This is a genomic window from Sphingobium sp. GW456-12-10-14-TSB1 (genome assembly GCF_059424385.1).
This window is the reverse complement of the sequence record NZ_JBWKZI010000001.1, coordinates 1,595,045-1,615,507: the sequence shown is the minus strand read 5'-3', so window position 1 is coordinate 1,615,507 and position 20,463 is coordinate 1,595,045. Positions and strand designations below refer to the sequence as shown.

17 protein-coding genes are annotated in these 20,463 nt (G+C 64.0%); 7 read left to right on the top strand and 10 right to left on the bottom strand.

Features of this window, described 5'->3' with window-relative positions:
• Nucleotides 1-195 precede the first annotated feature (195 nt).
• The gene (locus AC07X9_RS07840; RefSeq protein ID WP_017184708.1) at nt 196-849 is read left to right on the top strand and encodes an outer membrane protein; all 654 of its coding nucleotides are present in this window, start codon (nt 196-198) and stop codon (nt 847-849) included.
• An 82-nt stretch (nt 850-931) separates the two neighbouring features.
• Here the strand turns inward: AC07X9_RS07840 and pyrF are convergent, their stop codons facing one another.
• The 4 genes from pyrF to AC07X9_RS07820 form a co-directional block, all read right to left on the bottom strand.
• A complete protein-coding gene (pyrF, locus tag AC07X9_RS07835; protein WP_017184707.1) occupies nt 932-1,606 on the bottom strand; it encodes an orotidine-5'-phosphate decarboxylase in 675 nt (224 codons plus the stop codon).
• A complete protein-coding gene (locus tag AC07X9_RS07830; RefSeq protein WP_026002688.1) occupies nt 1,603-1,941 on the bottom strand; it encodes a LapA family protein in 339 nt (112 codons plus the stop codon). The genes pyrF and AC07X9_RS07830 overlap by 4 nt, the downstream gene beginning before the upstream one ends.
• A 69-nt stretch (nt 1,942-2,010) precedes the next feature.
• Nucleotides 2,011-2,868, bottom strand: coding sequence for an aldose 1-epimerase (locus AC07X9_RS07825; RefSeq protein WP_017184705.1), 858 nt, complete (start codon nt 2,866-2,868; stop codon nt 2,011-2,013).
• Entirely contained in the window at nt 2,865-4,277 is a 1,413-nt protein-coding gene (locus AC07X9_RS07820; protein WP_086485733.1) for a sugar porter family MFS transporter, read from the bottom strand. The genes AC07X9_RS07825 and AC07X9_RS07820 overlap by 4 nt, the downstream gene beginning before the upstream one ends.
• A 207-nt stretch (nt 4,278-4,484) precedes the next feature.
• Between AC07X9_RS07820 and AC07X9_RS07815 the strand changes: the two genes are divergently transcribed.
• Complete coding sequence (locus tag AC07X9_RS07815; protein ID WP_017184703.1) at nt 4,485-4,679, top strand: hypothetical protein; 195 nt, start codon at nt 4,485-4,487, stop codon at nt 4,677-4,679.
• Nucleotides 4,680-4,961: 282 nt separating this feature from the next.
• Here the strand turns inward: AC07X9_RS07815 and AC07X9_RS07810 are convergent, their stop codons facing one another.
• Nucleotides 4,962-5,402: an EF-hand domain-containing protein gene (locus tag AC07X9_RS07810; protein ID WP_017184702.1), complete on the bottom strand. Its 441-nt coding sequence runs from the start codon at nt 5,400-5,402 to the stop codon at nt 4,962-4,964.
• 281 nt (nt 5,403-5,683) lie between these two features.
• On the opposite strand from AC07X9_RS07810, the gene purB reads away from it, so the two are divergent.
• Complete coding sequence (purB, locus tag AC07X9_RS07805; RefSeq protein ID WP_026002687.1) at nt 5,684-7,000, top strand: adenylosuccinate lyase; 1,317 nt, start codon at nt 5,684-5,686, stop codon at nt 6,998-7,000.
• 92 nt (nt 7,001-7,092) lie between these two features.
• Here the strand turns inward: purB and AC07X9_RS07800 are convergent, their stop codons facing one another.
• Nucleotides 7,093-8,184 carry a LacI family DNA-binding transcriptional regulator gene (locus tag AC07X9_RS07800; RefSeq protein WP_086485732.1) on the bottom strand — a complete coding sequence of 364 codons (1,092 nt, stop codon included), beginning with the start codon at nt 8,182-8,184 and terminating at the stop codon, nt 7,093-7,095.
• Between the two features lie 513 nt (nt 8,185-8,697).
• On the opposite strand from AC07X9_RS07800, the gene AC07X9_RS07795 reads away from it, so the two are divergent.
• Genes AC07X9_RS07795 through AC07X9_RS07785 form a run of 3 tightly spaced genes read left to right on the top strand, consistent with a single transcriptional unit; the run spans nt 8,698 to nt 12,869 of the window.
• The gene (locus AC07X9_RS07795) at nt 8,698-9,984 is read left to right on the top strand and encodes an MFS transporter (RefSeq protein ID WP_017184699.1); all 1,287 of its coding nucleotides are present in this window, start codon (nt 8,698-8,700) and stop codon (nt 9,982-9,984) included.
• Between the two features lie 3 nt (nt 9,985-9,987).
• Entirely contained in the window at nt 9,988-11,403 is a 1,416-nt protein-coding gene (gene uxaC / locus AC07X9_RS07790; RefSeq protein WP_017184698.1) for a glucuronate isomerase, read from the top strand.
• Complete coding sequence (locus AC07X9_RS07785) at nt 11,400-12,869, top strand: mannitol dehydrogenase family protein (RefSeq protein ID WP_017184697.1); 1,470 nt, start codon at nt 11,400-11,402, stop codon at nt 12,867-12,869. Before uxaC ends, AC07X9_RS07785 begins: the two co-directional genes overlap by 4 nt.
• A 6-nt stretch (nt 12,870-12,875) precedes the next feature.
• Here AC07X9_RS07785 and AC07X9_RS07780 read toward each other — a convergent pair whose 3' ends face one another.
• Nucleotides 12,876-13,355, bottom strand: a complete 480-nt coding sequence (locus AC07X9_RS07780) for an Lrp/AsnC family transcriptional regulator (RefSeq protein WP_017184696.1) — start codon at nt 13,353-13,355, stop codon at nt 12,876-12,878.
• 98 nt (nt 13,356-13,453) lie between these two features.
• Between AC07X9_RS07780 and putA the strand changes: the two genes are divergently transcribed.
• Nucleotides 13,454-17,053, top strand: a complete 3,600-nt coding sequence (gene putA, locus AC07X9_RS07775; protein ID WP_086485963.1) for a trifunctional transcriptional regulator/proline dehydrogenase/L-glutamate gamma-semialdehyde dehydrogenase — start codon at nt 13,454-13,456, stop codon at nt 17,051-17,053.
• Between the two features lie 31 nt (nt 17,054-17,084).
• Here the strand turns inward: putA and AC07X9_RS07770 are convergent, their stop codons facing one another.
• The 3 genes from AC07X9_RS07770 to AC07X9_RS07760 form a co-directional block, all read right to left on the bottom strand.
• Nucleotides 17,085-18,755 carry an MFS transporter gene (locus tag AC07X9_RS07770; RefSeq protein WP_017184694.1) on the bottom strand — a complete coding sequence of 557 codons (1,671 nt, stop codon included), beginning with the start codon at nt 18,753-18,755 and terminating at the stop codon, nt 17,085-17,087.
• A gap of 179 nt (nt 18,756-18,934) precedes the next feature.
• Nucleotides 18,935-19,957, bottom strand: coding sequence for a hypothetical protein (locus tag AC07X9_RS07765; RefSeq protein ID WP_026002686.1), 1,023 nt, complete (start codon nt 19,955-19,957; stop codon nt 18,935-18,937).
• Between the two features lie 91 nt (nt 19,958-20,048).
• Nucleotides 20,049-20,462, bottom strand: a complete 414-nt coding sequence (locus AC07X9_RS07760; protein ID WP_017184692.1) for a GFA family protein — start codon at nt 20,460-20,462, stop codon at nt 20,049-20,051.
• Nucleotide 20,463 lies beyond the last annotated feature (1 nt).

Below are 20,463 nucleotides of genomic sequence, written 5' to 3'. Positions count from 1 at the left end.
TCGATGCGGTGGAACGCTGAACGGCCTCCGATCGGCTCGTCGTCCAAAGCACTCAGGACGCGGACGAAACGGCCTGAACTGTGCCAATTCGGCAACATAAGTCCTTGTTTATCTTAGGTTCATGAAACCAACGGCTTTGTTCCGGCTTCAACGTCTCACCCCTGCGGGGCGTGAATGACAATTGGAGTTAAGCATATGCGTAAGTTTGTGGTCGCAACCCTTCTGGCCGGAACCGCGGTCGCCACACCTGCTCTGGCCCAGGACGTCGGCCCGACCTTCACCGGCCCGCGCGTCGAAGCGATTTTGGGCTATGACCATGTCGGCGCGGGCAGCGATGTCGACAATAATAATGGTCGCGACGACCAGTCGATCGACGGACTGCTCTACGGTGTGGGCGCTGGCTACGACATCAATCTGGGCAGCGCGGTCGTGGGCGTCGAAGGTGAATATACCGACTCGACCGCCAAGAGCGATCGCTACGACCTGACCGACCAGTTCGGTTTCGGCCGGGTCAGTCAGGGCCGTGACCTCTATATCGGCGCGCGCGCCGGTATCCTCGCCAGCCCCAATACGCTGGTTTATGTGAAGGGCGGCTACACCAACACCAAGCTCAACGTGCTGGCGGGCGATACCGACGAGACGACCGACACCGCGTTCAAGCTCGATGGCTGGCGCATCGGTGGCGGCGTGGAGCGCGCCATCAACCAGAACACCTTTGCCAAGCTGGAATATCGCTACTCCAAATATGACAGCGCCCATATCGACTATATGGACGGCGCCACCAGCAGCGAATTCGACATCGACACTGACCGGCATCAGGTCGTGGCCAGCGTCGGCTGGCGCTTCTAAAAGCAGGGCGGGGCGGGAGAAATCCCGCCCCGTTTCTCGTTACAGGATGAAACGTCCAACATCATCGTGAACGCATTATACCCTACAGCGTCGCTTCAATCTCGCGCGCGGCGAGATCGGGATTTTCCGCCAGGCTGATCGGCCGCCCGACGACCAGGATGGATGCGCCGCGATCCAGCGCCTGTCGCGGCGTCACGGCGCGCTTCTGGTCCCCCATCGCGCCGCCCGCCGGGCGCACGCCCGGCACGACGAAAAAGCCGTCGGGCCAATGTTTCTTGACCATCGCCACTTCCTCGCCGGAACAGACGATGCCGTCCAGCCCGGCATTTTGCGCCAGGTCCGCCAATCGCCGCACCTGATCCTCCGCCTTGCCGCCTACGCCGATGTCCAGCAGGTCGGCATCGTCCAGGCTGGTGAGCACCGTAACCGCCACCACCTTGGTCTTGATGCCCGCCGCGGCCTTCGCATCCTCCAGCATCGCCCGTCCGCCTGCGGCATGGACGGTCAGGATCGCCGGTTCCAGCATGTGCAATGCCTGCACCGCCTTGGCCACCGTATTGGGAATGTCGTGCAGCTTCAGATCCAGAAAGATCGGCAGACCGAACTTCATCATCTCATGCACGCCGTGATGGCCATTGGCGCAGAAAAATTCGAGACCCAGTTTCAGCCCGCCGACATGATGACGCACCTGCTGCGCCAGATTCTGCGCCTTGCCGAGGTCCGGCGTGTCGATCGCGACATAGAGGGGGCTGCTCATACGGGTCCTGTAGGATTGAGAGGGGAAAGGGGCGGAGAGGGGACGTCCGCGTCCAGAGGCGGGGTGACGACCGCAGGGGGCGTGGCGGCGGCGGTGACGGCCAGCGCGCGTTCCGCGCTGTCCAGTCGCCGCTTCAACCGCCAGCGCGTCGCGCGCGCCATGATCCAGAAGGGCAGCGCGCCCAGCAGAAATGCACCGATCAGCAAGACCGGCAACTTGGTTTCCATCACCATGTCGCCCCACAGGCGGACGGTCACGGGCACATAATTCGCCATGCAGAAAAAGGCCAGGGCGACCGCGATTACGACCCAGAAGGCAGTCCGCAAAAATTGCATCGGCATGTCCTCTTGCTGCTCAACAGGGGCAGCTTAGGCGATCCCGTCACATTTCGGAAGCGTCTCATCCTATTTGTCGATGCGGATCGTCATCGACAATTGGGTGGCGGCACCCGGTGCCAGCACGGTCATGCCGTCCGTCCGATTGATCGCGTCGGGACAGTGGCTCACTGGTTCGATACAGAAATCGGCTGAATTGGGCGGACGATAGACATGCAGCCAACCCGCGCCGCTCGCTGTCACGACGATGCGCAGGCCATCGCCGCGCGCAATGATCGCGTGTCCGTCCCATCCGCCATATACATTGTCGATCAGCGTGTCGCCCATCACCCTGGCCCCGCGCGACCAGTCGCCCAGCGTGTCGGCGGCGACTTCCCGGTCCGGCAGCATGTCGGGGGTCGAAAGCCACAGGCTGGTCGCTGCGAAGCGCAGCTGTGTCCCGGCGTCGGCCAGGAAATAAGGGTGGAATCCCAGCCCGGCCGGCATCGGCGCATCGCCGATATTGGTCAGCGTCAGGCGCATGTCGATCGCGTCGGGGCGTAGTGCCACATGCTGCTCGGCGCGATAGGGCCATGGCCATGCCGCGCCGCGCGCATGATCCTGAACCAGCCGTACCGCATTCGCTCCCTGATCGCCGACGGTCCAGGCCGCCTGCCAGCCAGTGCCATGGATGCTGTGCGGATGATCGCCGAAATTGCGCGGCAACTGATAGTCGCGCCCGTCAAAGCCGAACCGCCCATTCGCTATCCGGTTGGCATAGGGAATGAGCGGAAAGTTCGCCATGCCCAGGGGATCGTGGCAGTTATCCGGCGCGGGGCGCAGCACATCCTCGCCCCCATGGCGCAGCCATAGCAGCGATCCGCCCGCAGCGGGGGAAAGCGCCGCTTCCAGCGCCCCCGCCCGCAATACAAGCGGCCCGTCGCTCAACCAACCATCTCCTCAAGCTCGCGACCCTTGGTCTCCTGCACCATCTTGCGCACGAAGAAGTAGGAGATCGCGGCGAACAACGCATAGCCGCTAATAGTCATGACCAGCCCCGGCGATACAGCCAGCGCGGGAAAGCTGACCGATATGGCCGCATTGGCGATCCATTGGGCAAAACCCGCGACCGCCAGACCCGATCCGCGAATCTGGTTGGGGAACATTTCGCCCAGCATCACCCACATGATCGGGCCCCAGCTCATGTTGAAGAAGATCACATAGAGATTTGCCGAGATCAGGGCGATCAGGCCATTATGCCCCGGCAGCGTGACCCCGACATCCGCGCCGGTGATGGCGGTGGAAAAGGCATAGGCGACGATCGCCAGCGTCACCGCCATCCCCGCCGATCCGATCAGCAGCAGCGGCTTGCGCCCGATCCGGTCGATCAGCAGCATCGACCCCAGGCAAGCGCCGATCGATAGCACGCCAGACAATATATTGATCTGCAACGCATTATCTTCCGAAAAGCCGACGGCTTCCCACAGTGTCGCGCCATAATAGAATACGACGTTGATGCCGACCAGCTGCTGGAACACGGCCAGGCCGATGCCGGTCCACACGATCGGGCGGATCTTGCCGCTGCTTTTTTCAATGAGGTCGGACAATTTGGGCCGATGATGGTCGGCGGCCAGGCTGTCGCGAATCTCCACCACCTTGCGCGCCGCTTCCTGCGCGCCGAACAGGCGGGTCAATACCGCCAGCGCCTCGTCCTCGCGCCCGCGCGCCACCAGATAGCGGGGGCTTTCGGGAATGAACAACAGGGCGAGCAAATAGATCGCCGCCGGAATAGCCTGTAGCCAGAACATCCAGCGCCATGCCGGGAAATCGAGCCAGAGCGGGGCGGTCGATCCGCCGGCATGGCGCGCCAGCACGAAATTGGCGACGAAGGCGCCGGTCAGGCCGGAAATGATCATGACCTGCTGGACGCTCGACAGCCGCCCGCGCACGGCAGCCGGGGTGACTTCCGAAATATAGACCGGCGAAATCACGCTCGCCGCGCCGACGCCCAGTCCGCCGATGATCCGCGCAAGGATGAAGATGGCGGAAGAACCCGCGGCCCCGGCCATCAGCGCGCTGAGCAGAAACAGGATCGCCGCCAGCATCATGACGCCGCGCCGCCCGATCATGTCGGCCATCCGTCCCGCGCCAAAGGCACCGATCGACGACCCGACCAGGATCGCGCCGACATTGATGCCAATGCCCAGCTTGCCTAGGTCAAAGGCGCTTTCCAGCCCCTTCTGCGTGCCGTTGATGACTCCGCTGTCATAGCCGAACATGAAACCGCCGATCGTCGCCACCGCAACGATCGCCGCGATAAAGGCCATGTTGACCTTCTGCGCGCTGCCCTCACTCATCCTCTCGCGTCCTTCCCATCTTTATCTCGTTGCAACATGCCCGGCCATGCGACCGTTACTGATAGCGCTAACAACATCGTCATTGCTTGGAAGTCAAGGGGCAGGTTGGACAAGGATGGTGGCACAGGCGGATTGCGACGGATAGTTGTCATGTAGCCGCCTTTCATCTTTTCCCCGCCGCCGCTTTGCGGCATAGCTGTCGCTGTCATGAGCAAAACCGAAAAGACTGCGCCGGACACCGACGCTCCATCCGCCACCCCCGTGCAACCCGTCGACGACAAGCGCGACCTTGCCAGCGCGGCACGCAAATCCGCTGGCAAAGCCGCCTGGACCGGCGCGGCTGTCGGCATCGGCTCGGCCGCGATCGTCGCGGCATTGCTGTACGCGCGGAAACGCAGCTAGTGGATTGATTTTGACATTTGCATCCCCTGGCGGCTGGGATGGGTCTGCAAATGTCAAAATCGTAAAATCCACTAGAATCAAAAGATTGCTAGTGGTCCGAGAAGATTCTGACATTTGAACACGCCTTATCCCATAAGGTAGCAAATGTCAGAATCGGACCACTAGAGAAAATCCTGGCCACGCAAAAAGGGCGGCATGGTCTTCACCATACCGCCCATTTGTTGCGACCCTTTCGGGCTCTTCTTCTCCGTCCTTCGCGACGGGGAGGATCTCTGCGTCTGTTTAACCGGCGCCGCCGCTCAGATAGGCGACCAGTTCCGGCTTGCTGATGGACACGCTCTTGTCAGTGTCCGCCGTGGTGAATGCGCCGCTGGCCCATGCCGTGACCTGCTCGGCAGGCAAGCTTTTGCCGGTTGCCTTCATTTCCTGATCCTTCAGGGCAACCATCCATTTGGAAAATTCCGCCTGGTCGAGTTGGCCGTCGCTATTGGCGTCATAGGCCGGAAATTCGGTGTCGACGATCGAAGCGACTGCATTGCCGGGATTGGCTGGTGTTGCGGGAGTCGCTGGCGTTTCGGCCTGCGGCATGCCCGCCTGCGGATCGCCCGGCATGGCCGGCTGGGCAGGCGTCGCGGGCATTGCGCCCTGGGATGGCATCGTCTCCTGCGCGATGGCGGGAGCAGCGATAGCAAGGGCGCTCGTGATTAGAAGCGTGCGGATCATGGCAATCTCCTCGGTTACTTGGCCGTCACAGAATAAAACAATCTGTGCAGCATTGAATGACGAGGGGATAATGACCCAAAAGCGGGTAATGTTCCTGAACATCCGTTCATGTCTAACAGCTTGTCTTGGGAATATACTCGATTCGACTGTCTTTGCTGTTCCAATTGCGATCAGCCGAAGCGTTTAACTCGATTTTCTTTGGCGCAACCGGCGCGATTTGCCCCGGCGCAAGGACGCTGCTAGGCGCGCGGCACCTTTCCCTTCCTATGCAGGATTCGCCCATGGTCCCTCGCTACGCCCGCCCCGCAATGACCGCTCTCTGGGAACCGGAAGCCCGCTTCAAAATCTGGTTCGAGATTGAAGCGCATGCGACCGAGAAGCTGGGCGAACTGGGCGTGGTCCCGCCCTCGGCGGCCAAGGCGCTGTGGGACTGGTGGGCGACCAACCCGGTAATCGACGTCGCGGCGATCGACGCGATCGAGGCGGTGACCAAGCATGACGTCATCGCCTTTCTGACCTGGGTTGCCGAACAGGTGGGCGATGAAGCCCGCTTCATGCATCAGGGCATGACCAGCTCCGACGTGCTCGACACCTGCCTGGCGGTGCAACTTGCGCGCGCGTCCGACATTCTCATCGAGGATCTCGACAAGCTGCTCGACGTGATCAAGCGCCGGGCGTTTGAGCATAAGCTGACCCCGACCATTGGCCGCAGCCACGGCATCCATGCTGAGCCGGTGACCTTTGGCCTCAAAATGGCGGAAGCCTATGCCGAATTCACCCGCTGCAAGGCGCGCCTGATCGCCGCGCGCGCCGAAGTCGCCACCTGCGCCATTTCCGGCGCGGTCGGTACCTTCGCCAATATCGACCCCGCTGTTGAAGAGCATGTTGCGGCCAAACTGGGCCTTTCCGTCGAGCCGGTGTCGACCCAGGTGATCCCGCGTGACCGCCACGCCATGTTCTTCGCGACGCTGGGCGTCATTGCCAGTTCGATTGAGCGCCTGGCTGTCGAGGTTCGCCATCTCCAGCGCACCGAGGTGCTGGAGGCGGAGGAATATTTCTCGCCCGGCCAGAAGGGTTCGTCGGCCATGCCGCACAAGCGCAATCCGGTGCTGACCGAAAATCTGACCGGCCTGGCCCGCGTCGTGCGTGCAGCAGTCGTGCCCGCGCTGGAAAATGTCGCGCTGTGGCACGAACGCGACATCAGCCATTCGTCGGTCGAGCGCTTCTTCGGTCCGGACGCGACCATCACGCTCGACTTCGCGCTGGCTCGCCTGACGGGCGTGATCGACAAGCTGCTGGTCTACCCTGAGCGGATGATGAAGAATCTCGACAAGATGGGCGGGCTTGTCCATTCGCAGCGCGTGCTGCTGGCCCTCACCCAGGCGGGCGTCAGCCGCGAGGACAGCTATCGCTATGTTCAGCGCAACGCGATGAAGGTCTGGGAATCAGACGGCCAACTCTCGCTGCTCGAACTGCTCAAGGCCGACGCTGACGTCACAGCCGCGCTGCCGGTTGCCGAGATCGAGGACAAGTTCAACCTCGATTATCATTTCAAGCAGGTCGACACCATTTTCCGCCGGGTGTTCGGCGAAGCATAACTATCGAACAGTCGTTCGTTTCGCGCGAAGTCGAGAAACACAAGGCGCCGTGCCGGATGTTTCTCGACTTTGCGCGAAACGAACCGATGTTCCTACCGCCCGACTACCCTTGGCCGCACCCGCGGCGGAGCGTCGGATTGGCGCCGGATCAACTGATGATCCAGCACGAGATGCGCGGGCATGTCTTCATCCTGCGCGCGCCGCGCGCGTAGCATCTTGACCAGCAACTCCACCGCCGCGCGCGACATCGCGCTGATGGGCTGGCGGATCGTCGTCAGTTCGGGCCAGATCGTGGTTGCCAGCGAAGTGTCGTCAAAGCCGCATACGGTCAGGTCGCCCGGCACGTCCAGTCCGCCCCGATGGGCGATCGCCACGGTTGCGGCCGCCATGTCGTCATTGCTGGCAAAGATGGCCGTCGGCGCATCGGGCAGCGCCAATATATGTTCGGCGGCGTCCAGCCCGGATCGGTAAGTGAAATAGCCCTGGGCGATATAATCATTCTGGACGGCGATGCCTGCTTCGTCCAGCGCATCGACATAGCCTTCCAGCCGCCGGATGCTGGCGCTCTGATTGGGATGGCCCTTGATGAAGCCGATGCGGCTGTGCCCCAGCGAGACGAGGTGGCGGGTCATTTCATAGGCGGCCTGCCGATCGTCGATCCGCACCGCCGCCAGTTCGCCATCCGATCGCCCGGTGGCGACGGCGACGGCAGGAATATTGGCCGCGGCCAGGGCATGCGCCATGTCCTGAAGGTCGCAGAGCGGGGGCGGCAGGATCACCCCATCGATTCGCCCGCGCAGCAGATGGTCGATCACCGCCTTAATGGATGTTTGCTCATCCCATTTCTCGACCACCAGATGCACGCCGCTACCGCTCGCCTGCTCCAGGCTGCCGACCAGAAATTCGCTCAGATAGGATGAGGACGGGTTGCTGTAGAGCAGGCCGATCCGCATCTCCTCGCCACCGGCCAGGCTGCGCGCCGCTGCGCTCGGCGCGTAATTCAGGGCGGCAATCGCTACGTCCACCTTGGCGCGCGTTGCCGGGCGGACGGCCTTTTCCCCGTTGATGACGCGTGAGACCGTCATCGGCGACACCCCGGCCTCGCGGGCCACGTCATTGATCGTTGGCGCATTGCGCTGGCGGCGGGATGCTCTGCTGTCACTCAACGGATTGGGCCTTGTCATGCTAAATGTTTTACGGCGAGGTTCGTAGCGCAATCTGGCGTTCATCGCGAAGCGCAAAATGACACGCCACAATAGACATGAATTGGCCCAGCATCCGGCGCTATCGCGCGCGAGTTGTTCATGCTGCGCTGCACGATTGACAAGCCCGCTGCACTTGTTCCAATGGTACCGCTATCATTTATTCATCTCCACGCGGCGGCATCACTCGGATCGCACCGCCGGAAGCGTCGCAGCAGGACCGTTCCATGGCAAAGAACATTAAGGCCAAGCATTTCGTCACCTGTGACCGCCGCGATGGCGGTGCCGTCATGGCGAACGAGTGACGGCGACGCTGAATAGAGTTTTCCTCTCCTGCCGGGGGAGGGAAAGCGCGCCAATGGCGCGGAAGGGTGGGGGCGGTCTGCACGCCGGTCCTCACCCTTCCCATGGCCGGCCGAGCGGGTGTGACGCTCAAACATAATCGGTACCCCCGCCTTCGTCGGAAGGACGAATGATTTTCCCTGGAGCGTCTGCATGACCGACATCCCAAAGCCATCGGGTAAAATACGCTGGATCGTTTGTGCCCTGCTGTTCGCGGCGGTCGTGCTCTCCTATATCGATCGCCTCGTCCTGCCGACGCTCAAGCCGGATCTTCAGCAACGTTATGGCTGGACGGAGCGCGGCTATGCCGACCTCGCCATCTGGTTTCAGGCCGGTTACGGTATCGCCTATGTTCTTTTCGGCCGACTGATCGACAGGATCGGGGCGCGCGCGGGCTATGCGGTGGCGGTGACGCTGTGGACGATCGGCCATGTCGCCCATATCTTTTTCACCTCGACCGCGAGCATGCTGATCGCCCGCATCCCGCTCGCGCTGGGCGAAGCGGGCACCTTCCCCCCCGCGATCGCCGCAACCAATGAATGGTTCCCCAAAAAGGAACGGGCGCTCGCCATCGGTATCTTCAATGCCGGGTCCAACGTCGGCGCGATCCTGACCCCGTTGATCGTGCCGGTCATCGCCGTCACCATGGGCTGGCGCTGGGCCTTCATCCTCACCGGCCTGCTGAGCGTGGTCTGGCTGGCCGCCTGGCTCGGTTTCTACCGCCGCCCGCGCGAGAAAAAGAGCCTGAGTGCGCAGGAACTCGCCTGGATCGAAACCGACCCTGTCGAAGAACAACGCCCCGTCAAATGGACCGCGCTGTTTCGACTGCGCCAGACATGGGCCTATATGCTGGGCCGCTTCTTGATTGACCCGGTCTGGTGGACCTTCCTCTTCTGGTTGCCGGACTTCTTCAACAAGCAATATGGCGTCAAGATGCTGGATTTCGGCCCGCCGCTGGTCGCGGTCTATCTGCTGGCCGATGTCGGGTCGGTCGCTGGCGGCTGGGCATCCTCGCGCTTCATGGGGCGCGGCTGGAGCGTTAACCGCGCGCGCAAGAGCGCGATGTTTCTGGCGGCCCTGTGTGCCGTGCCGATCGCCTTTGCGACCCACGCGCCCAACATGTGGGTGGCGGTTGGCCTGATTGGGCTGGCCTGCGCCGGGCATCAGGGCTTTTCCGCCAATCTCTACGCATTGCCGGGCGATGTGTTTCCGCGCTGGATGGCCGGATCGGTCATCGGCCTTGGCGGGCTGGCGGGGGCCATCGGCGGCATGATGATGGCGAAATTTGCCGGAACGATCCTCGAAAATATCGGCAGCTACGGACCGATCTTCGCCGTCGCATCCTGTGCCTATCTCGTCGCGCTATGCGCCATCCACCTTGTCATTCCGCGTTATCAGGTCGTCACCACCGCTGGCATAGGCCGCGTCGAAGGAGCATGATTCTTGCCTAAGCCTCTCGTTCTGCATCCCGATCGTCTGTTCCCGGCCGAACCGTGCACCCGCGACATCGCCCGCGCGCTGTATGCCAGCGTCAGGGATCTGCCCATCGTCTCGCCCCATGGCCACACCGATCCGCGCTGGTTCGCCTATGACGAGCCATTCGCCAACCCGGCGGAGTTGCTGATCGTCCCTGACCATTATGTGTTCCGCATGCTGTTCAGCCAGGGCGTCAGGCTGGACGAACTGGGCGTTCCCACCGTCGATGGCAGCGCGACCGCCAATGATCCGCGCGCCATCTGGCGCATCTTTGCCGCCAACTATCATCTCTTCCGGGGCACGCCATCGCGCATGTGGCTCGACTGGGTCTTTGCCGAGGCGTTCGGCATCGACGTCCGGCTGGAGGCGGAGACGGCCGATCATTATTACGACCTGATCGACGCCGCGCTCAAAACCCCGCAATTCCGCCCGCGCGCACTGTTCGATCGCTATAATATCGAAGTCATCGCCACCACCGAAGGCCCGCTCGACCCGCTCGACCATCACCGCGCGATCCGCGCCAGCGGTTGGGGCGGCAAGGTCGTCACCGCCTATCGTCCCGATCCGGTGCTGGACCCCGACGATCCCAAGTTCATCGCCAATGTCCAGCGCTTCTGCGCCATGGCGGGCGAGGATGCGGGCAGCTATGCCGGCTATCTGCGCGCTCATGAAAAGCGCCGCGCGGATTTTCGCGCGGCGGGGGCGACCTCGACCGATCATGGCCATCCGTGCGCCTTTACCGCCAACCTGCCCCGCGCGGAGATTGAGGCGCTCTACGCCAGGGTCACCACCGGTCCGGTCAGCGCGGCGGCGGCGGAACTGTTTCGCGGCCATATGCTCACCGAAATGGCGCGCATGTCGATTGAGGACGGGATGGTGATGCAGTTGCACCCCGGCGTACACCGCAACCATAATGCCGCCGTGCTGGCGCGCTTTGGCAAGGACAAGGGCGCCGACATCCCGACCGCAGGGGAATTTGTCACCGCGTTGAAGCCCTTGCTCGACCTTTATGGCACCGACCCGCGCCTGACCCTCATTCTCTTCACCCTCGACGAAGATGTCTATTCGCGCGAACTGGCGCCGCTGGCCGGCCATTATCCCGCGCTCAAGCTTGGCCCGCCATGGTGGTTCCATGACAGCCCGGAAGGGATGCGCCGCTTTCGCGAGCGCGCGACGGAAACCGCCGGTTTCTACAACACGGTCGGCTTTAACGATGATACCCGCGCCTTCCTGTCGATCCCGGCGCGCCATGACGTTGCCCGCCGTATGGATTGCAGCTGGCTGGCGCAACTGGTGGTCGAACATCGCATGGAGGAGGATGAAGCGTTCGAGGTCGCCCGCGCGCTCGCCTATGACCTCGTCAAGCAGGCCTACAAGCTGTGACCCGCCTGTCGAGCCAGATGCTCGCGGCGCTTCCCGCCGACGTCATTCGCCCAAATTATGACCGTAGCCAGGTCAAGCCGGGAGTCGTCCATCTGGGCATCGGCGCGTTCCACCGCGCGCATCAGGCGGTGCTGTTTGACGACGCCCTGAACGCAGGCGACCTGCGCTGGGGCATCACCGCGGCCTCTCTGCGTTCGCCTGCCGTGCGCAACCAGATGGTGCCGCAGGACGGCCTTTATACCATGCTGGTGCGCGATGGCGGATCGGAACAGGCGCGCATCGTCGGCGCGGTGCAGGACGTCATCGTCGCGCCCAGGGCGCCGCAGGCGCTCATCGCCGCCATGGCAGCGCCCGACACCCATATCGTCACGCTCACCATCACGGAAAAAGGCTATAAGCTCGACCCTGCCACTGGCGCGCTGATCGAGGATGACGCGCAACTTGCCGCCGACCTCCTGTCGCTGGAACAGCCGCAGACCGCGCCCGGCTATATCGTCGCGGCGCTGGCACGGCGCAAAGCGGCGGGACTGCCTCCCTTCACCGCGATCAGTTGCGACAATCTTCCCCATAACGGCACCCGCCTGCGCAATGCCGTACTGGCGCTCGCCCGTCGTCACGACGCCGCTCTGGCGGAATGGATCGCGGCGGAAGGCGCTTTCCCCGAAACCATGGTCGATCGCATCGTTCCTGCGACCACGCCCGACGACATAGCCGCCCTGACCATGCGTCTGGGCGTTGAGGATCAGGCCATGGTCAAGACCGAACCGTTCATCCAATGGGTGATCGAGGATGATTTTTGCGGCCCGCGCCCGGACTTTGGCGCAGGTGTTCAGATCACCGCCGCCGTCGCCCCGTGGGAGGAAGCCAAGCTCCGCCTGCTCAACGGCGCGCACAGCGGCATCGCCTATCTGGGTGGCCTTGCCGCGATCGACTATGTCCATGACGTCCTCGTCCTGCCCGAAGCCCGCATCTTCGTCGAAACGCTATGGGACGAGGCGGAAACGACCCTTTCGCCCCCGGCGGAACTTGACGTGGCGGCCTATCGCCGCGAGCTGATGGCCCGCTTCGACAATCCAACCCTGCGCCACCGTACGCACCAGATCGCGATGGACGGATCGCAGAAACTGCCCCAGCGCCTGCTTGCCACCATCGCCGCGCGGATCGAGACAGGGCAGGGGATCGACGCCCTGTCGCTGGCGGTCGCCGCCTGGATTCGCTGGCAGGTGGGTCATGACGATCTGGGCAATCTGCATGTCGTGGACGATCCGCTGGCCGTGCCGATCGCCGCCATGCTGGGCGCGGCAGCGACGACGCAGGATCGGGTCGCCGCCATCCTCGCCTTCGACGCGGTCGTGCCGCCTGCTCTGGGCGCAAATCCGCTGTTCCGCGATATACTGGTCCGCTGGCTGACCATTTTGGAAATCTATGGCGCGCGCGCCGCGCTGGAGACTTTTCGCCCCAATTGACGCTGCCTATTTCCGCCTGCCTCCGGCCTCCAGCACCGTTTCCATCGCTACGAAGGTCGATGTGCTGGCGACATGGGGCAGGCTGGAAATCTTCTCTCCCAGCACGGTGCGATAGCGGCGGATGTCCGCCGTCCTCACCTTGAGCAGATAGTCGAAGCTGCTGGCGATCATATGGCATTCCTCGACTTCGGGAATGCGCCGCACCGCATCGTTGAACTCGGTCAGCGCACTTTCGCGCGTGTCGGACAGCTTGACCTCGGCAAAGGCGACATGGTCCATCCCCAGCTTGGCCGGATCGACCATCGCCCGGAACCCCCGGATCACGCCGCTTTCCTGCAATCGTCGCAGCCGTACCTGGCAGGGGGTCTTGGACAGCCCCACCGCCATGGCAAGGTCGGTCACGGTCATCCGGCCATCCTCCACCAGCGCGGCGATGATCCGGCGATCGAAATCATCCAGATCGACTATTTGTGGCGGTTTAACCATTCACATTGCCTGACATGATTTAATCATAGGTCATATCGATCATAAATGCGCGGATGAAAAGGCGGATTGACCTGATGAAATGCGATAGTCTGCACGCCATGACCGCTCAGCCACCTTTCGCCGCCTTTGCCCCTGCCATCCGCGCGCAATCTCCGCTGCGGCAGGCGATCACCGCCGCCTATCGCCGGGACGAGGCAGAGGCGCTTGCGCCGCTGATCGCCGCTGCAACCCTTCCCGACGCAACCCGCGCCGCTGCGCGCGAAACCGCCCGCACGCTTGTCACCGCGCTGCGCGCCAATCACAAGGGGAGCGGGGTCGAAGGGCTGGTGCAGGAATATGCGCTTTCCAGTCAGGAAGGGGTCGCGCTGATGTGCCTGGCCGAAGCCCTGCTGCGCATTCCCGATGCGGCGACGCGCGACGCGCTGATCCGCGACAAGATCGCCGATGGCGACTGGGGATCGCATCTGGGCACCGACAGGTCGCTGTTCGTCAACGCCGCCACCTGGGGTCTGGTGGTCACTGGCAAGCTGGTCGGCAGCGTCGATGATCGCGGGCTGGGCGCGGCGCTGGCCCGCCTGCTCAACCGCGCTGGCGAGCCGGTGATCCGGCGCGGCGTGGATCTCGCCATGCGGATGATGGGGGAACAGTTCGTCACGGGCGAAACCATCAAGGAAGCGCTCAAACGCGCCAAGATCATGGAGGCCAAGGGGTTCGCCTACAGCTATGACATGCTGGGCGAAGCGGCGACTACCGCGGCCGATGCCGCACGCTATTATGCCGATTATGAACGGGCGATCCATGCCATTGGCAAGGCTTCGGGCGGACGCGGCATCTATGCCGGGCCGGGCATCTCGATCAAGCTGTCCGCCCTCCATCCCCGCTATGCCCGCGCGCAGGCAGACCGGGTCATGGCCGAATTGCTGCCGCGCGTGCAGCAACTCGCCGCGCTCGCGAAGGGCTATAATATCGGCTTCAACATCGACGCGGAGGAGGCCGACCGGCTGGAGCTTTCGCTCGACCTGCTCGAAAGCCTGGCGCTTCATCCCGCGCTCACCGACTGGAACGGCCTTGGCTTTGTCGTGCAGGGCTATGGCAAGCGCTGCCCGTTCGTCATCGACTGGATCGTCGACCTCGCGCGCCGCGCCGACCGCCGGATCATGGTGCGGCTGGTGAAGGGCGCCTATTGGGACGCGGAAATCAAGCGTGCGCAGGTCGATGGCCTAGCCGACTTTCCGGTCTACACCCGCAAGCTGCATACCGACATCGCCTATATCGCCTGCGCCCGCAAGCTGCTCGCCGCGCCCGATGCGGTGTTCCCGCAATTCGCCACCCATAATGCCCAGACGCTCGCCACCATCTACCAGATGGCAGGCCCGGATTTCAGCATCGGCAGCTATGAATTCCAGTGCCTCCACGGCATGGGCGAACCGCTTTATGAACAGGTGGTCGGCGCGGGGAAACTCAATCGCCCCTGCCGCATCTATGCGCCGGTCGGCACGCATGAAACATTGCTCGCCTATCTCGTCCGCCGCCTGCTGGAAAATGGCGCGAACAGCAGCTTCGTCAATCGGATTGCCGACCCCGCCGTCTCGGTCGAGGAGATGATCGCCGACCCGGTCGATATGGTCAAGGCCATGCCAAAACCGGGCGCACATCATGATCTCATCGCGCTCCCCGCTGCCATCTATCCCGACCGCCGCAACGCGGATGGGCTGGACCTTAGCGACGAAACCACACTCGCCAGCCTGACCGAGGCGCTCCAGCACAGCGCGACGCTCGACTGGAGCGCCGCGCCCGCTGGCGGGGCAGGGGTGGCGCGCCCGGTCCGCAACCCCGCCGACCATCGCGACATCGTCGGCGCCGTCATCGACGCCACGGCGCAGGAGGCCCAGGCCGCCGCCATCCGCGCCGCCGCGTCCGCATGGCCCGTCACGCCCGTCGCCGATCGCGCCGCCGCGCTGGAACGGGCGGCGGACGCCATGCAGGAACGGATGCCCATCCTGCTCGGCCTCATCGTGCGCGAAGCGGGCAAGTCCATCCCCAACGCCATCGCCGAAGTGCGCGAGGCGATCGACTTTCTGCGCTACTACGCGCAGCAGGCCCGCGCCCGCCTTGGCGCGGAACAGACGCCGCTGGGCGTCGTCACCTGCATCAGCCCGTGGAATTTCCCGCTGGCCATCTTCACCGGCCAGGTCGCCGCCGCGCTGGTCGCTGGCAACGCCGTGCTGGCCAAGCCTGCCGAGGAAACGCCGCTGATCGCCGCTGAAGCCGTGCGCCTGCTGCATGAAGCGGGCGTGCCGACCGACGCGCTTCATCTGGTCCCCGGCGACGGCAGCATCGGCGCCGCGCTGGTCGCCGCGCCGCAGACCGCCGCCGTCATGTTCACCGGCTCCACCGATGTCGCCCGCCTGATCCAGCGCCAACTCGCCACCCGCCTGTCACCCACCGGCCATCCCATACCGCTGATCGCAGAAACCGGCGGCCAGAATGCGATGATCGTGGACAGCAGCGCGCTGGCCGAACAGGTGGTGGCCGACGTCATTGCGTCCGCCTTCGACAGTGCGGGCCAGCGTTGCTCGGCCCTGCGTGTCCTGTGCCTGCAAGAGGAAGTGGCCGACCGCACCCTCACCATGTTGAAGGGGGCGCTGGCCGAATTGCGCATTGGCCGCACCGACGCGCTGCGCGTGGACATAGGCCCGGTCATCACCGCGGAAGCCCGCGACGGCATCACATCGCATATCGACGCCATGCGCGCGCTGGGCCGCAAGGTCGAGCAACAAGCGCTCCCGCCCGAAACCGCGCACGGCACCTTCGTCGCGCCGACCATCATCGAAATCGACAGCCTGACCGACCTCGATCGGGAGATTTTCGGTCCCGTCCTCCACGTCCTGCGGTTCAGGCGCGACCGGATCGATGCGCTGGTCGATGCGATCAACGCCACCGGCTATGGCCTGACATTCGGCCTGCATACGCGGCTGGACGAAACGATCGCGCGGGTCACGAGCCGCGTGAAGGTCGGCAACATCTATGTGAACCGCAACGTCATCGGCGCGATCGTCGGGGTTCAGCCCTTTGGCGGATGCGGCCTGTCGGGCACCGGGCCAAAGGCGGGCGGTCCGCTCTATCTTGGCCGCCTCGTCACCACGCCCCCGGTCAGCGCCACGCGGGTTACGCCGCTCATCTCCCCGCTCAACAGTTTTGCGGACTGGCTCGACGCGCAAGGGGAGGGCGACGCCGCCACCCAGGCCCGCCGCATTGGCGACAGGTCCGCGCTGGGGCTGGAAGTGACGCTGCCCGGCCCTGTGGGGGAACGCAATCTCTACAGCCTCCACCCGCGCGGCACGATGCTGCTGCGCCCCGCAACCCGTGCGGGCCTGTTCCGGCAGATGGCCGCGATCCTCGCTACCGGCAACGACGCGCTGGTTCAGGGCATGGCGCTGCCGCCCGGCCTGCCAGCCGATGTGGCCGCGCGCTTCGCCAAACCCGCCGACACGCCCGTCGCCGCCGTGCTGGTCGACGGTGAGCCGGACATAGTCTCCGCCACGGTGCAGGCCGTCGCCGACTGGCCGGGCCGCATCGTCCCGGTCCATGCGCCGGGGCCTGATGGCTATTGCCTCGACTGGCTGATGGAGGAAGTGTCGACCTCCATCAACACGACAGCGGCGGGTGGCAATGCCAGCCTGATGATGATCGGCTGAGCAGGCCGATCACCATGTCGGCTTCACTGTCTCACTCGTCGATATTGCGCCGGAAGGTTTCGGGCAGGAACAGCAAGCCGACGACGACAGTGGCCGCCGCGATCAGCACCGGATACCAGAGGCCAGAATAGATATTGCCCGTCGCCGCGACCATGGCGAAGGCGGTCGTGGGCAGGAACCCGCCGAACCAGCCATTGCCGATATGATAGGGCAGCGACATCGACGTATAGCGAATGCGGCTGGGGAACAGTTCGACCAGCATCGCGGCGATCGGCCCGTAAACCATCGTCACCAGCATCGCCAGCGCCCACAAAATCGCGACCACCGCTACCTTGTCGATCCGCGCATTGTCCGCCTTTTCGGGATAGCCGGCCTGCGCCAGCCCGGCTTTTAGCGCATCCTGAAAGGCCGCGATTGCCGCCGTCTTGCCGGGGCTGGCCAGGGTCGCCGCGTCGGGCGCGGTGAAGCTGACGCTGCCCACCTTCACCACGGCGGAACTGCCCGCTGCCGCTTCGACATTGGCGTAGCTCACCCCGCTCTTGGCCATATAGGCTTTGGCGACGTCGCAGCTTGTCTGGTCAAACCGGTTCTTGCCGACCGGATCGAACTGGAATGAACATTCGCCGCCATGGGCGACGATCGTTACGGGGGCCGATGCCTGCGCCGCCGCCAGTGCCGGATTGGCGGCAGTGGTCAGCGCAGCGAACAGCGGAAAATAGCTGATTGCCGCCAGCGCGCAGCCACCCAGGATGATCGGCTTGCGCCCGATCTTGTCGCTGAGCCAGCCGAAAAAGATGAAGAAGGGCGTCGCCAGCGCCAGCGCGATCGCGATCAGGATGTTGGCCGTCGCCCCATCCATCCGCATCGTCTTTTCCAGAAAGAAGAGCGCATAAAATTGCCCGGTGTACCAGACCACCGCCTGACCCATCACCGCGCCCAGCAGCGCGATGATCACCCAGCGCAGATTGCCCCATTGCCCGAACGCCTCGGTCAGCGGCGCCTTCGACGTCGTGCCTTCGTCCTTCATCTTTTGAAAGACCGGGCTTTCGTTGAGTTGCAGCCGTATCCACATCGACACGCCCAGCAGCAGGATGGAAATGAGGAAGGGCAGCCTCCAGCCCCAGGCGGCAAAGGCGTCCTCGCCCAGCGCGAAGCGAAAGCCGATCACGACCAACAGCGCAGCGAACAGGCCGAAGGTCGCCGTCGTCTGAATCCAGCTGGTATAGAGGCCGCGCTTATTTTCCGGCGCATGTTCGGCCACATAGGTCGCCGCCCCGCCATATTCGCCGCCCAGCGCCAGCCCCTGCGCCAACCGCATGACCAGCAGGATGATCGGCGCGGCCATGCCGATGCTCGCATAGCTTGGCAACAGGCCGACCGCGAAGGTCGACAGGCCCATAATGCCCATCGTCACCAGAAATGTATTCTTGCGCCCGACCATGTCGCCGATCCGCCCGAACACGATCGCCCCGAACGGCCGCACCGCAAAGCCCGCCGCGAAGGCCGCGAGCGCGAAGATGAAGCCGGTCGTTTCGTTCACGCCGGAGAAGAATTGCGCCGAAATATAGGTGGCCAGCAGCCCGTAGAGATAGAAATCATACCATTCGAACACCGTCCCCAGCGAGGAGGCGGCGATGACCAGCTTCTCATTCTGGGTTGCGCCATGATGCTTGGGCAGGCCGCCCTCAATGTCGGTCACCATGACCCATTTCTCCCCAATGTTACCGTTATCATTCCTGCATGGCAGCAGTCGGGACGAAAATCCAGTGGCCAGATGCCTTGTCGGGCGCGCGTCGGAATGATCGTACTATCAACAGCCGCATGGTGGCGCGGTACGCATGGTCGATGCCGCAATCCGCTACGGACGGTTGCTGTGGCGCGTCAGTGCCGCACCATTGTGACCGCGCCATTGGCGGCATAGGCGGCGGTCGCCTCCGCCTGGGCCGTCTGGGGGTCTTTGCCGTCAAGGATCGCGGCGATCTGGCGGGGGCTGGGGACGCGGTCATAGACGCCATAAAGGTCGGTCTGCCCGACCATATGGATCGACAGCTTATATCCCTTGCCCGCCGCCGCCGGATCGAAGGCCAGCACCGTGCCGCTGTCATCCACCGGGACGATGATCGCGCCGTCGCTGCGCCCGGCCTGCTGAAGCATGTCATAGCTGCCATCGGCGGTGGTCACCGATCCGCGCACGCACAGGATGTCCTTGCCATCGCGCGGAATGCGGACTTCCTGCGGGATCGTGGCTGGCGTCGCTGCATCCTTGGTCAACTGCGCATCGCGCATGTCGGCGGCGGGGCAGGCGTCAAAGCGCGCTGGCCCGGTCCTGTGCAACGCAGCGGGATCGTCCAGCGCCAGTCCGGCCAGCATCCCGTCCAGCCCGGCCAGCACATCGGCGCGGCGTTCCGTCGGCCCGGTTACGCGGATTTTGACGATCCAGCGTCCGGCATGGACAAAGCCCGCCGCCGTCGTCAATTCGCCGTCGGCGGCATCGTCATAGACGGCGCGGATCGCGCTGTCCGCCTTGCCCGCCACTGGCGCGCTGGCGTAGGCGGTGCGGCGCGTGCGTGATCCGAACCGCTCCATGATCGCCTTGTCGGTCATATAGGCGGCCAGGGATGCGTCGGCATAGGTTGGCAGATAGACGTACAGCGTCGCCTGGATCGCGCCGTCGTCGGACAGGAATTGCGCATAATTGTCGACCGCGCGTCCGCCATTGGACGCCTCGCCGCTCTTCGTCAGGGACAGGCCGCCGATCGTCTGGGGCAGGCTGATCCCCGCTGTCGTGGCGCGGATAGCGGTTTCGGTAGGCGTCCATGCTTCCGCGTCATCCGCCGCGCGCGCCAGCGAGGGCACGGCCAGACAAAGGGCGGCTGAAACCATGATGAGGGCGCGCTTGGGCATCTGCATCCTTCTCCAGATCCAGACCGTCTTGGCGCGGCCTTGAATGTGAAGGAAAGGCTACAGGCAAAGCGCGTGCGCGCAAGAGTCTAAATCAGGCGACAGGCGGGAATTGTGCCGGATAATGGGGCAGGTCGGGATCATGATGGGCCCAGGCAGGGGCTGCATCGGTCCAGATAATGGCCTGCGGACCCAACAGTGCCGGATCGTCCAGCGCGCCAGCGCGGATGAAGGTCAGGTGCGAACGCGATTCGGCCAGGCTGAACAACGGCGTGCCGCAGGTCGGGCAGAAGCCGCGCTTCATCGCATTGCCGCTGTCGGCGACACTGTCATGCCAGCGCACCTCGCCGGTGGTGACGACATGCTCGCTGGGGAAGCAGATATTCACCGTGCCGGACCCGCCGCCCAGATATTGGCACAGGCGGCACCAGCATTGCCGCGCCGCCATCGGTTCCGCGTCGATCCTGATGCGGACGGCACCGCACAGGCATCCGCCTTCATGCGCCATG